The organism is Pelagibius sp. 7325 (assembly GCF_037652055.1).
Taxonomy (GTDB): Bacteria; Pseudomonadota; Alphaproteobacteria; order Kiloniellales; family Kiloniellaceae; genus Pelagibius.
The window spans coordinates 210,497-223,726 of the sequence record NZ_JBBKAH010000001.1; the positions used below are offsets into that span (position 1 = coordinate 210,497).

7 protein-coding genes are annotated in these 13,230 nt (G+C 64.7%); 3 read left to right on the forward strand and 4 right to left on the reverse strand.

Features of this window, described 5'->3' with window-relative positions; all coding sequences use genetic code 11:
• Nucleotides 1–196 precede the first annotated feature (196 nt).
• Together WDC82_RS01015 and WDC82_RS01020 are read right to left on the reverse strand one after the other, a co-directional pair.
• Nucleotides 197–1,699 (reverse strand): PAS domain-containing methyl-accepting chemotaxis protein, encoded by a 1,503-nt coding sequence (locus WDC82_RS01015; RefSeq protein ID WP_340115369.1) that lies wholly within the window; start codon nucleotides 1,697–1,699, stop codon nucleotides 197–199.
• 422 nt (nucleotides 1,700–2,121) lie between these two features.
• On the reverse strand, nucleotides 2,122–3,891 hold the full coding sequence (locus WDC82_RS01020; protein WP_340115370.1) for a methyl-accepting chemotaxis protein: 1,770 nt from the start codon (nucleotides 3,889–3,891) through the stop codon (nucleotides 2,122–2,124).
• Between the two features lie 807 nt (nucleotides 3,892–4,698).
• On the opposite strand from WDC82_RS01020, the gene fumC reads away from it, so the two are divergent.
• Nucleotides 4,699–6,114 carry a class II fumarate hydratase gene (fumC, locus tag WDC82_RS01025; protein ID WP_340115371.1) on the forward strand — a complete coding sequence of 472 codons (1,416 nt, stop codon included), beginning with the start codon at nucleotides 4,699–4,701 and terminating at the stop codon, nucleotides 6,112–6,114.
• Between the two features lie 23 nt (nucleotides 6,115–6,137).
• A complete protein-coding gene (locus WDC82_RS01030; RefSeq protein WP_340115372.1) occupies nucleotides 6,138–6,482 on the forward strand; it encodes a ribbon-helix-helix domain-containing protein in 345 nt (114 codons plus the stop codon).
• On the opposite strand, the gene WDC82_RS01035 is transcribed toward WDC82_RS01030, so the two are convergent.
• Nucleotides 6,439–9,858 (reverse strand): AsmA family protein, encoded by a 3,420-nt coding sequence (locus WDC82_RS01035; protein ID WP_340115373.1) that lies wholly within the window; start codon nucleotides 9,856–9,858, stop codon nucleotides 6,439–6,441. The genes WDC82_RS01030 and WDC82_RS01035 overlap by 44 nt on opposite strands.
• A 323-nt stretch (nucleotides 9,859–10,181) precedes the next feature.
• Between WDC82_RS01035 and WDC82_RS01040 the strand changes: the two genes are divergently transcribed.
• A complete protein-coding gene (locus WDC82_RS01040) occupies nucleotides 10,182–10,358 on the forward strand; it encodes a hypothetical protein (protein ID WP_340115374.1) in 177 nt (58 codons plus the stop codon).
• Nucleotides 10,359–10,428: 70 nt separating this feature from the next.
• On the opposite strand, the gene WDC82_RS01045 is transcribed toward WDC82_RS01040, so the two are convergent.
• Nucleotides 10,429–13,206, reverse strand: coding sequence for an HAD-IC family P-type ATPase (locus tag WDC82_RS01045; protein WP_340115375.1), 2,778 nt, complete (start codon nucleotides 13,204–13,206; stop codon nucleotides 10,429–10,431).
• Nucleotides 13,207–13,230 lie beyond the last annotated feature (24 nt).

A 13,230-nucleotide genomic window follows, 5' to 3' on the forward strand; every position in this document is an offset into this window, starting at 1 on the left:
AGAAATTAATTTTTTGATTATGAGCCTGGCCGATCGCCGGGAGGTCTACCGGAGCCCCGCCACGCCGGCTTCGGGCTGTCGATCACGTCAGAGCGCGGTTTCCAAGAGTCGTGAACGAGGCCAAAAAGAAGGACCGCCCCACGTTCACACGGGGGCGGTCAAGTCATCGTGGAAAGTCCGTGAGTCGGCACGGCGGCTACATGGTGCGGACCCGCACCAGGAACTCGTCCACCTTCTCTTCCAGCCCGCCGGCCTGGCGCGTCAGCATCTGGGCGTCCTGCAGCACGCTGCTGGACGAGCTGCCGGTTTCCTCGGCGGCCTGGGTCACGCCGGTGATGTTCTGCGACACTTCTCTGGTGGCCGACGACTGCTCCTCGACCGCGCTGGAAATCGAGGTGCTGATTTCGCTCACCTGCGCGATGATGTTGCCGATCTCGCGGATGGATGCGGCGGTGGTTCCACTCGAGTCTTGAATGCCCTTGATCTGGCTTCCGATCTCCTCGGTCGCCTTGGCGGTCTGCATTGCGAGGTTCTTGACCTCGCTGGCGACCACGGCAAAGCCCTTTCCGGCTTCACCGGCGCGGGCCGCCTCGATGGTGGCGTTGAGCGCCAGCAGGTTGGTCTGCTCGGCAATGTCCGTGATGATCTGCGACACTTCGCTGATCTTCTGTGCCGCCGCCAGCAATTCGCTCACCATATGCTCGGACTTTTGCGCCTCGGTGACGGCCGAGTTCACGATGCGGTTCGACTCCGAAATCTGCCGTGCGATCTCGTTCACCGAGGCCGCCAGTTCCTCCGAAGCCGCAGAGACGGTGGCAGATTGCTGATTGGTCTGCTCGGCGGCGGCGGCCAGCGATTGCGCCGTCATCTCCATGTTCTGCGCCGATGACGCGACGGTGCGCACCATGGACTTCACGCCGTTCTCGAACTCGTCAGCCAGCGCCCGGTTCTCTTCCTTGCGCTTGGTCAGATCGGTGGCGAACTTCACGATCTTCCAGGGCCGCCCGTTGAGATCCATGACCGGATTGTAGGAGGCCTCGATCCAGACTTCCTTGCCGCTCTTGGTAATGCGCTTGTACTGCCCCGCCTGGAACTCGCCGCGTCCGAGCTTGGCCCAGAACTCCTTGTATTCGGCACTCTCGCGGTAGGCTGGCTCAACGAACAGTCGATGATGCTTGCCTTTGATTTCCTCGAGCGTGTAGCCCAGCGTCTTCAGGAAGTTCTCGTTGGCTGTGATGATCGTGCCGTCGAGCTGGAATTCGATCACCGCCTGTGAGCGGCCGATGGCCTCCACCTTGCCTTGCAGATCCGCGAACTCAGCCTTCTGCTTGGAGACGTCGGTCGCGTACTTGACCACTTTGAACGGCTTGCCGTTCTTGCCCATCAAGGGATTGTAGGAGGCTTCGATCCATACCTCTTTGCCGCCCTTGCCGATGCGCTTGTACTGCGCCGCTTCGAATTCGCCGCGGTTGAGCTTCGCCCAAAAAGCTTTGTATTCGGCGCTCTCGCGGAAGGCCGGCTCAACGAAGATGCTGTGGTGCTTACCTTTCACCTCATCCAGCGTATAGCCCATGGCGGCGAGGAAGTTCGCGTTGGCCGTGATGATGGTGCCATCCATCGTGAACTCGATGATCGCCTGAGAACGGTCGAGGGCGGCGAGCCTCGCGGTGGTATCGTTACGTAGCATTGAAAACGGCATGATTTCGATTCCCTAAGTGGATCCCCAGGACGCGCCGGCGAAATGTGCCCTTCGGCGGCCGGCGCCCCAGCGCCCGCGATGGCGCCCTAACCCAATCATCGCGAGTCAGTTGTCATCCACGAGTAGATGAGGCGTCCGGGCTCGCTTGAATTGGATTTAATCACTATGAGTATTAAAGGCTCGTAAAATAGATTAAATAATCGATTCTATTTTATCTGAATTTTACAACTAATTTTATTCTAATTTCTGCTTTATATAGTATAAAATTTTAGACAATTTCTATTCTATGACATTTATTTCAATTTTTATTCTAATACTGTCGCGCGATATAGTCGCAGGATCCGCAGCCGCTCATCCGGGCAGCATCCCGGATGCCACCGCTTGGGGCGACATCCGGGATGATCCGCGGACCGCGGCAGGGCTCAGGCGGCGCGCAGCCCCGCCAGGAACTTACCGACTTCGCTGCGCAGCAGTTCCGACTGCTTGGAGAGCTGGCCCGCCGATTCCAGGACTTCGCTGGCCGCCGCTCCCGTTTGCTCCGCGGCCTGGCGGACGCCCACGATGTTGCTGGCGACCTCCTGCGTGCCGGCGGCAGCCTGCTGGACGTTGCGCGAGATCTCCCCGGTGGCGGCGTTCTGCTCCTCCACCGCGGCGGCAATGCCGTGCGCGTTTTCGCTGATCTGCTTGATCACGCTCACGATGCCCTCGATGGCGCCGACAGTGCCACCGGTCGCGTTCTGCATGCCCTCGACCTGCGCGGCGATCTCCTGGGTCGCCTTGGCGGTCTGAGTCGCCAGCGACTTCACCTCGCCGGCGACGACGGCGAAACCTTTGCCCGCCTCGCCGGCACGAGCCGCCTCGATGGTGGCGTTCAGCGCCAGCAGATTGGTCTGCTCGGCGATGTCCTGGATGAGGCTGATCACGGCGCCGATCTTCTGCGCCGCCTCAGCAAGGCCGTTGACCGACTGGTTGGCCCGGTCCGCATCCTCGACCGCCTGCTGGGAGACCTTGTTGGTCTCCGCGATCTGCCGTGAAATCTCGCCGATCGACGCCGAAAGCTCTTCCGAGGCAGTAGCGACCGTCTGCACGTTGGTCGAGGCCTCCTCCGAAGCGCTGGCGACGCTGACCGACTGGGCATTGGTCTGCTCGGCAGTCGAGGACATCGACTGAGCGGTCGCCTGCAACTCGGTGGCCGCGGCGGAAACCGTGTCGACGACGCCGCCGACGGCTGCCTCGAAGGCATCGGCCATCTGCAGGCGCTGCCGGCGCCGCTCTTCGGCCTGGCGGGTCTCCTCTTCCGCGCGCTCCTCTTCCAGCCGCTTCAACTCCAGGGTCTTCTCCTTGAAGACCACGAAAGCTTCGGCCACCTGACCGATTTCATCGCGGCTGCGCACCTTCACTTCGGCGCTGGTGTCGCCTTCGGCCAGACGGTTGAGGGCATTGACGACCTGAGCCAGCGGGCGCGCCACGCCAACGCGGGTGAACCAAACGGCGACGACAAATCCGATGACGGCGGAGACTACCGATACCACCGACATCATCCAGACGGCAGACTTCTCGTGCTCTTCGACAGTGCGGACCGCGCCGAGGGTAAAGGATTCGATGTCCTTCAGCAGCCCCGCCAATTCGTGGTTGAGCTTCTCTTCTTCTTGCTCGATCCCGCCCACCAGCGCCAACGCCTCAGAAAGGCGGCCGGCAGTGCTCAACTGGAATATCTCTACCGCATGTTTGTGATAGGACTTGTGCTCACCTTCAATCTGCTTCAGCGCCGAGAGCACCTTCTCGAACTCGGCCTTCTGCTCGGCGGTGCGGGCGTGGCTCAGCGCCCGCTCGGCAAGCCGCTCGCCGGCGATGATCTCCTCATCGACGGTCGCGGACAGCCGCTCAAACGCCTCCTGGGCGGCCCGCAACTCCTCGGGGGTGGTCTCCGTCACCAGGCCGCTGAGCCGCAGGATGCGCTCCAGCAACACGGCTTGCTCCAGTTGATGCACCGTTACGCGGCTGACCGTCTCGGTCAGCGGCATGTCGTCTTCGGCGATCGACTCGATCTCCAGGCCGATGCGCGACATCTGCCATATACCGATCGTCGCGACGATAACCGTTGCCATCAGGCAGAGGCCCACGATGCCGAGCAACTTGTGCATCACGGTGGAGCCCAGGCGGCCGCCCAGGCCGAACTTCATGCTCTTCATCTCACACTCCTCATCACAGGCGCTTTGACCAACCGGGCCGTCCGCCATCGGACGACGGGCCAAACACACACTCGGGGGTCGCCCCAGCACTCGCTGGCCAAACTCAACGCAAACAAATACGCAAACAAATAGGCGGCAGATCACAAAAATTCTAAATTCTATATTTACTAATATTTAACTATCAAAAGAAGAAACCGGCATTTGATTTGAATTTTATCGAATTTGTTTCACGGTCACGCCGCACCGTTGAGGAGAGGCAATACAGCCTCCGATCGCCGGGCATCACACAGAACAACTCCAATAAAATGATCACGCCAGAAGTAAAAATTCGCAGCGCGTGGGAATTATCTTCGCGCCTCCGATCGCCGACCCCCTGTGTGAATGCCACGCCATACGGTCGATCGCAGGCGTAAAACCGCATAGAATCTCTCACACAGGCTCGCAATCTCCTCACCGAATAAGAATCTGTCTCTTGTGACAGGCTGATGTAATCACCCGCTTGGTTAACCTTCTGTGAATCAAATCGAGTAAATATCTGACTTTATTTCAATCTATTCTTCCGATGAGTGTTTTCTCTCGCAATACAACATACCATTCCGGTTGTAGAAGTGCTTGTTACAGAGAATATTCGAGTAAAAATGTACTTTTACATCGGTTTGTCCATTTTTGGTTGCATTAGTACGAACTTACTTGTCGCTCCCCTACGGAGGGCGGGCTTGGCGCGCTGGGCCGACACTCCTAAACTCCCGCCCGTTCATGCCCCTCGTTCCGGGCACCGCGCGACAACCATTCAGGACCCAAGCGAAGATGTCTCCCGCCCCGACCGCCGCCACCCGCATTGAAACCGATTCCATGGGCGAGATCGCCGTACCCGCCGACCGCTACTGGGGCGCGCAGACCCAGCGGTCGCTGGAGAACTTCAAGATCGGCGGCGAGAAGATGCCGCCGGCGCTGGTAAAGGCGCTGGGCATTCAGAAACTGGCGGCGGCGCGGACCAACAAGGCGCTGGGCGTGCTGGACGCCAAGCTCGCCGAAGCCATCGGCCAGGCGGCCCAGGAAGTCGCCGACGGCAAGCTGATGGACCATTTCCCCCTGGTGGTCTGGCAGACCGGCTCCGGCACCCAGACCAACATGAACGCCAACGAGGTGATCGCCGGGCGCGCCAACGAGATCCTGACCGGCCAGATGGGCGGCAAGGAGCCGGTGCATCCCAACGACCACTGCAACATGGGCCAGTCCTCCAACGATACCTTTCCGACGGTGATGCACATCGCCGCGGTCCAGAAGATCGTCGGCGAGACCATCCCGGCGCTGGGCGCCCTGCATGCCGCTCTGGATGCCAAGGCACAGGCCTTCGACAAGGTCATCAAGATCGGCCGCACTCACCTGATGGATGCGACGCCGCTGACGCTGGGCCAGGAATTCTCCGGCTACGCCACCCAGGTGCTGTACGGCGTCAAGCGCCTGGAGACGTCAACCGAGCGCCTGCTGCAACTGGCCCAGGGCGGCACCGCAGTCGGCACCGGCCTCAATGCAATCGACGGCTTCGCCGAGGCCTTTGCCGCTGAAGTCGCCAAGATCACCCAGCTGCCGTTCAAGACGGCGGAGAATAAATTCGAGGCCCTGGCCGCCCATGACGCCATCGTCGAAGCTTCCGGCTCGCTCAACACCATCGCCTGTTCGCTGATGAAGATCGCCAACGACATCCGCCTCCTGGGCTCCGGGCCGCGTTGCGGCCTGGGCGAGTTGCGGCTGCCGGCCAACGAGCCCGGCTCCTCCATCATGCCGGGCAAGGTGAACCCGACGCAGGCCGAGGCCATGACCATGGTCTGTGCCCAGGTGATGGGCAACCACACCACCTGCACGGTTGCCGGTTCCAACGGCCATTTCGAGCTCAATGTCTTCAAGCCGGTGCTGATCTACTCGCTGCTGCAGTCGGCGCAGCTGATCGGCGATGCCTGCGACAGCTTCCGGACCAACTGCGTCGACGGCATCGAAGCCGACGAGGAGCGGATCGCCACCCTGATGAACCAGTCGCTGATGCTTGTCACCGCGCTGAACCCGCACATCGGCTACGACAACGCCGCCAAGGTGGCGAAGAAGGCCTACACCGACAACTCGACGCTGAAGGACGCGGCGATGGAACTGGGCCTGCTGACCGACGCGCAGTTCGGGCAGTGGGTCCGCCCGGAGGACATGCTCGGGCCGCGAAAGAAGAAGTAAAGGCCGGCCGTAAGAAACCAGCGATGAGCGACGCCCCGCTCTCACAACAAGAGGAAGGGTCCGGCGCGGCTGCCGGCGACCCCGCCCTGGCCTTGCGCAAGCACTCGGTGAAGATCGCCGGGCACAGCACGTCGCTATCGCTGGAAGATGTGTTCTGGGACGCCTTGAAGGAGGTGGCTGCCGAGCGGGGCCTGTCGCTGAACGCCCTGATCGAGGAGATCGACCGTGGGCGCGGAGGCAACCTCTCCAGCGCCGTGCGCGTCTTCCTGCTGAACCACTTTCGCGCTTTGGCCCAGTCGAAAGCGTCGAAAGCCTCCGCAGATCTTAGCCGCCCAACTCCTTCAGCAGATCCTTCACGCCCTTCTTGAGAATCTCTTCCGGCTTCAAGGGCGTGGCTGCAGGCTGCTCGGACGGCGCATCCTGGGTGGCCGGCTGCTCGCTGCGCTGGAAGGGCTGGCCGCCGATCGACACATTGGGTTCGTCGAGCGGCCCCTTCAGCTTGGCGGTCACGTAGGGGTTCTTGGGATCGGCGTCGCGGAACACGTCGGTGCGGCTGTCGATGAGCCAGTCCGGCAGGTCCGCGCTACCCTGGGTCAGCGCCGACGCGTCGCGGCCGCGCACCGTCAGGTCGTCGCTGCGCGCCACCCCCCTGTCGACGATAAAGCTGCCATCGATAGCCGCCGGGGCCCCTGCAAAGGCGGAGAACAGCATGGTGGTGCTGTCGGTGATGCCGCGGATCTCCTTCACCTTCTTGCCGAGGATGCCGAGCATCAGCGCACCGGCCTGCTCCTCCACCTTGGCCGCCGCGGTGACGCTGCCGACAAGAGTGCCCTGGCCGGACATCGCCGATACCAGGGCGGCTTCGCTCACGCCGCTGGTGGTGAACTCGCCTTTCAGCGTGAGCGGCCCCGAGAAACGGTCGGTATCGGCGAGGTCGCCCAGGAGACCCTTCAGCTCGACGTCGCTGGCGGCAATGGCGGTGGTTAGCGCCAGGCCCGGGCCTGTCGTCTCACGCACATCCGCCTGGCCGGTCACCGCGAGCGCGCCGCCGTAGGCCGTGGCAGTGAATTCCGTAAGGTCGAGCAGGCCGCCGGCGAGCGTCGCCTCGATCCGGGCGTCAGTAAAGGTCAGCTTGCCGGCCAGCAGCGTCTCGGCGCTGAGCTTCACCTCGGCGTCGAGGCTACGCAGGACGGCGAGGTCGAGCGGCTGGCGTGACCAACGCGCCTCGCCGGCGGCCGTGCCATTGCTCTTGGCCGCGTTCTTCGAAGTCCCCTTGGTCTGTGCATCGGCACCCTTTGTGCCGCTCGCGGCTGGCGCCGCCACCACGGCCAGCGGCAGCCGCCCGGCGCTGACATCTGCCGTCAGCTTCGGACGCGGCCCGGCGAGCGAGAGGGCGATGTCGCCGGCCAGCAGCTCCGCACCAGCCAGCGTGCCCTCGAGACCACTGAGGCGATAGTCGGGTCCCGCCGCCAGCAGCCTACCCTTCAGCGTCGCCGGACCCAGGCCGCGCGGAATGTCGGCGTCGCGCAGCAATTCGCCCAGCAGGACGCTGAGATCGGGATGGTCGAGCGTCAGAATACTGTCGACCGTCGGTGCCGCGGCCGTCATGTCCAGCTTGCCGGCGGCGCGCAGGCTGCCGTTGAGGGCGGCGAGACGCTGATCGAAGCGCAGCTCCTGGCGGTTGCCGTTCACGGCACCACTGAGGGTGAAGGACTCGAGCGGCAGTGCCCCGCCGGCATTGATGCCCAGCGCCTTCACCAGCCGTGACAAGGTGGAAACCGAAAGATCCAGCGAGCCGTCGATGGAAGCGTCGTGATCGACGTTCGCCAGGCTGCCGGTAAACTGGCCACGGCTGCCGGCCAGGTCCGCCACGGAGAATTCGCGCACCACCAGGCCGCCGCGCTGCAGGGTGGCGTCAAGATGCAGGCCGTCCAGCGGCAGGCCCTGGTAGGTGAGCTGGCCGACCCGCAGGACGAGGTTGGCGTCGAAGCGCCCGAGCAGCGGCAGGCCCAGCAGCTGCGTTGCGGGTGCCGCTCCCGGCACCGACGGCGCAGCCGTCCCGTTGCCGGCCGGTGCGGGCGACGGCTCGGCGTCGCCCCGGGGCGCCGGCAGATAGGCATCGAGATTTATCTTGTCGACCGAGAGAGCGACGCCCAGGCCTGGGCGCTCACGCAGAGCAATGGCGGCGCCGCCGGTCAGCCGGCTGACGTCGAGCGTAACGTTGGTGTTGCGCAGGACCAGCTGGTCCGCGCCGGCTTCGACGCCGGACTTCAGCGCTAGGCGGCGCAGGCGCTCGGCGGGCACGGCGGCCGGATCGACGCCGAGCCAGCGCAACAGACCGCGCAGATTGTCCGATTTCGCCTCCACCGTACCACGGAAGCGGGGCCCCGAAGCATCGGCGCTCAGGGTGCCGCGAAGCAGGGCCTCGGAACTGCCCGGCAGCTGCACAGCCGCGCGGGAGAGGTTCAGGGTGCCGTCCTCCAGCCGTGCTGCCACCTGCAGCTGGCGCACCGTCTGGCCGCGGTAGAGCAGCGCGTCGGCGCCAAGTTCCAGGCTGGCCGTAAACCCGCGCGGCAAGCCGACGCCGGTGGTCGCCGTTGCCAAGCCTGCCTCGGGCGCCGCGGTGGACGGCAGCGGCGCGCCATCGCCATCGCCGGCCTTGCCCGCCGCCGAAGCCGGTTCTTCTTGCTCCGGCAGGGCGAGCAGTTCGTCGAGGTCCACGGTCTTCGCCGAGAGCGTCGCGGTGATGTCCGGCACCGCGCCCAGGGTCGCCGCGAGCCGCCCGTCGAGCGACAGCGTCCCGACGGTGATCCTGACGACCTCGGCGGCGGCATTGGTGTTACTGGCACTGATCTCCGCCGTCGCCGTAAAGGGCTGGGCCAGCAGGGCCGGCGCGTCAAACGTGGTGGCGACCGGCAGCGCGCGCAGCACCCGCGCCAAGTCGCCACCTTGCGACTGCAGGCGACCGCGGAGCGTCCGCAGCTCTGCGTGTCGCGACAGCGCGCCGACGAAGGTGGCTTCTGCCTCTGCCTGCGGCAGCTTCAGAGAAACCGACAATGCCGTCGCACCGGCTTCGACCAGTTGGCCGACGTTGACGTCGAACTCCAGCGGCACGTCATGGTAGACGGCCGCGCCGCTGGCGGCGAAAGGGCCGGTCAGGGAATCGGCGGCAAACTCCGCGTTCAGGCCGCTGATCGTTTCCTCGCTGCCGCCGGGTGCGTCGCGATAGCGCACCGTGCCGTCCTCGATGAGGAAGCTGTCGACGCGGATCGCCTGATCGCCCTGCCGAGGAGCGGCCGCACTCGGTGTTTCACCGCCGCCGGCCGACGGCGTGCCCGCGCCGGTCTTGCTTTCGCCCGTCGCGAACTGCCAATTGGCCCGGCCGTCCGGCAGCACCTCCAGCAGCACCTGCGGCTTCACCAAGGTGACGCTTTCGACCCGCACTTCGCCGCGCAGCAATGGCAAGAGCGCGACGCTGACCCGCAGTTCCTCCAGCGTCATCATCGCCGGCGCGGAGCCGCCTTCCAGGTTGGTCAGCGTGACGTCGCTGGCCGCAAAAGCCGGGGTCGGCAGCAGGCGCAGGCTGACATTGCCGGCGATCTCCAGGTCGCGCCCGGTATGCTCCTTGACCAGGGCGGCCATGCGGCCCTTCTCGGCGTTCCAGTCCCAGAAGCTCGGCAGAACCAGAAGGGCGCCCACCGCCAGGACGACCGACAGGACAAATGCAACAGCGAGCTTCTTCACACGTCTTCCTCGAATACCTTCGTTGCCCAACCGACGGCGTTCCTATGGAGAAACGCCCGAGAGACATTGCAACCCCGATCAATTCCGTTAAGCTACTGTAATCGGGTGAATCCGGCAAAGCGGAAGGATCGTCCCGAAAGCGGCCGGCGCGGTGAACTACCCAATCCTTGCTCTGGCGTTACGAAGTCGTAACCCCCATATAGGGACAATGGTAGGCGCCGGCGCGTTTTCCCACCCCCTGGAAAGATTCCCCAGGGGTCAGGACACGAAACCCGGCGCTGTGCCCCCGAATACGTACCCCGAGCCGACGGGTGACAGTACCCATGGGTAAAATCGTCAATCTGGACGCTTATCGCGCCGCTAAACGGCGGCGTCAAAGTGAAGAGGCCCAACGCCAGGAGCGCAGCAGGGCGCTGGTCGAGCGGAGCGAGACCAGCAATGCCAAGCCCGAGGCGGGGCCGTTGCCGGAAGCGAAGCCTTTGAAAGACGATCCGGCCTGAATAGCCGTGTCGTCTCCTTAGCCGTGCTGCTGCCTGCCGCAGTGCAGGCAGGCACCTAGGGGAAGTATGGCTAGCGTGCCCGCAACCAGGCCTTGCGAACTTCCATAACGATCAACAGAGAAACGGCCAGTCCGGCCACGACCGCCCAGTCTGCGAGACTGACCGGCTGCACCGCCAATACGTCGCTGAGACCCGGCAAGTACATGGCCGCAACGTGGCAGCCCTGGGCGCCCAGGATCGCGAAAATCAGGAATGGGTTCGACCGCAGCGGCACCGCGAAGGCCGAGCGCCGCTCAGATCGCGCGTTCAGCACGTGCACGTTCTCGAACATCACCATGAGCAGCAGCAGGAGGTTGCGCGCACGCTCCTCCGCCATGCCGCTTTCCAGGGCAACGAAGTAGAAGCCGAAAGCGCAGCCCCCCATATAGATGCCGGCAGTCATCACCTGGCCTATCATGCGGCGGTCGAACAGCACCTCCGTCGGGGGGCGCGGCCGACGCTCCAGAATTCCCGGCTCGCCACCTTCCAGCGCCAGGGCAACGTGCTGAATGCCGTTGGTCACCAGGTTGAGCCACAGGAGTTGAACGGCGAACAGCGGCAGGGGCAGGCCGGACAGAATGCCCAAGAAGAACAGCACGATCTCGCCGAGGCCGGTCGCCACCAAGAGGTAGATCAGCTTACGCACATTGTCATAAGCGATGCGCCCTTCCTCGATCCCGGCGACGATGGAAGCAAAGTTGTCGTCGGTGAGGATCAGGTCGGCGGCCCCGCGCGCCACGTCCGTGCCGCTCTTGCCCATGGCGACGCCGATATCGGCCGCAGCCAGCGCCGGGGCGTCGTTGACTCCGTCGCCGGTGACCGCCACCAGATGGCCACTGCGCTGCAGGCAGCGGACGATCTCCAGCTTCTGGGTCGGCTCGACTCGGGCGAAAACGTCGGCATCGTTGACCAGGGCATCGAAGGCAGCGTCCCCGTCCTCATCGGCGGCCCTGGCCAGGTCGCGGCCGCTCACCACGTGCGGCTCACCGCCGTGACGGTCCGCTCCGATGCCCAACTGGCGGGCAATGGTGCGGGCGGTCGCCGGATGGTCGCCGGTCACCATGACGACCCCAACGCCTGCGGTCCGGCAGCGCCCGACGGCCGCGGGCACCTCCGGCCGCACCGGATCCATCAGTCCGACCAGCCCCAGCAGACGCAGGTATCGCAGCGAGTCCGGCGCGGCCTTGCGGGCGGCTTCCTGCGAGACAACGCCACTGGCCACCGCCAGTACGCGGTAACCCTCGGCGGCCATTGCCTCGCCGGCTTCCAGGGCGTGGGTCCAGTCGACGCCGTCACACATCGGCAACAGCGACTCCAGCGCGCCCTTTACGTGGACGGTAACGCGTGGACGCGCGCCGTCGGCGGCTGGCGTCTCGTAAGCAGCGACGAAGGCGGCGCCGTAGCGGCGCTGCGGCTCATAGGGAATGATACTGAGCTGCGGATGCCTGCTCTTCGCCTCCGCCGGATCGATGCCCAGCTTGTGCGCCAGCACCAGGAAGGCGACGTCGACGGTATCTCCGACATGATGAACGTCATCCTCGCGTAGAAGCAGCTCCGCCTCGTTGCACAGAGCGGCACTATGCGCCAGCTCGGCGAAGCCCTTCTGCTCCTGGGAAGTGAGGGCACGGCCGTCGACGGTGATGACACCCTCCGGCCGGTAGCCCTGCCCCGCCACCTCGCCCATTACGGCCGGACCGACATCGTCGAACAACAGCACCAGCTTGGCGGTCAGCTCATTGCAGGTCAGCGTACCGGTCTTGTCGCTGGCCACCAGCGTACAGGCGCCAAGGCCTTCCACGGCCGGCAGCGCACGCACGATAACGTTACGCCGTGCCATGCGCGAGGTCGCGACTGTCAGCGCGACGGTAATCGCAACGGGCAGGCCCTCAGGAATCGCCGCAACCGCCAGCGCGACGGCGACCAGGAAAACGGTAAGCAGCGAAAGCCCCTGGGCCACCTGCACAGCCGCCAGCATGGCGATGGCGATCACCGTCGCGATACCGATCCCGCGGCTGAACTGCTCCAATCGCTTGATCAGGGGGGGCACCGCGTGATCCGGCGCGGCCAGGGCCGAGGCAATGCGGCCAATCTGGGTATCCGGCCCGGTCGTCGTCACCATCGCTTCGGCCCGCCCGGCGAGCACCGCCGAGCCGGCAAACAGCAGGTTGCAGCGCTCGGCCATCGGCGTCGCCTCATTCAGCACCGCTGCCGCATCCTTGGGCACCGGCAGAGACTCACCGGTCAGCAGGGATTCGTCGATCTGCAATTCCTGTTGGCGCAGCAGACGCAGGTCGGCCGGGACCAGGGTACCGGAATCGAGGCGCACCAGGTCCCCGGGCACCAGACGCGTGGTGGCGATGTTCTGCGGGCGCCCATCGCGGACCACAATGGTGACGGTTTGCAGCATGCGGTCCAGGGCTGCGGCACTGTGTTCGGCCTTCCATTCCTGGATGACCCCGATGGCGGCATTCAGTTGCAGTACGGCGAAGATGAAGGCCGCATCGGTCCAGTCGCCGACGACCAGCGACACCACCGTCGCAGCCAGCAGCAGGTAGACCAGGGGACTGGTGAATTGGCGTAGGTACAGCAGCCAGGCCGGAGTGGTTTCCCGGTGCGGCAGGCGGTTCTCGCCATAGCGGGCGAGCCGTGCTTCGGCTTCCGCCGCCGTCAGGCCGGACTGCGCCGTGCCGAGCCCCTGCAGTGACTCCTCCGCCGTCAGCGCGTGCCAGGCCGCGCGCGGCGGTGGTTGCCGGCCCAAGGAAGAAGCATCAGCGGAAGGAATCGTCTCGGCCATCTCGGCGTAAAGCATGCGCGGCGGATCGGCCGCCCGCAA

What these genes read in the sequence shown, in the direction of transcription:
- WDC82_RS01015 (WP_340115369.1), bottom strand. Translation starts at nt 1,699, where the DNA reads ATGCCGTTTTCAATGCTACGTAACGATACCACCGCGAGGCTCGCCGCC.
- WDC82_RS01020 (WP_340115370.1), bottom strand. Translation starts at nt 3,891, where the DNA reads ATGAAGAGCATGAAGTTCGGCCTGGGCGGCCGCCTGGGCTCCACCGTG.
- fumC (WP_340115371.1), top strand. Translation starts at nt 4,699, where the DNA reads ATGTCTCCCGCCCCGACCGCCGCCACCCGCATTGAAACCGATTCCATG.
- WDC82_RS01030 (WP_340115372.1), top strand. Translation starts at nt 6,138, where the DNA reads ATGAGCGACGCCCCGCTCTCACAACAAGAGGAAGGGTCCGGCGCGGCT.
- WDC82_RS01040 (WP_340115374.1), top strand. Translation starts at nt 10,182, where the DNA reads ATGGGTAAAATCGTCAATCTGGACGCTTATCGCGCCGCTAAACGGCGG.
- WDC82_RS01045 (WP_340115375.1), bottom strand. Translation starts at nt 13,206, where the DNA reads ATGCTTTACGCCGAGATGGCCGAGACGATTCCTTCCGCTGATGCTTCT.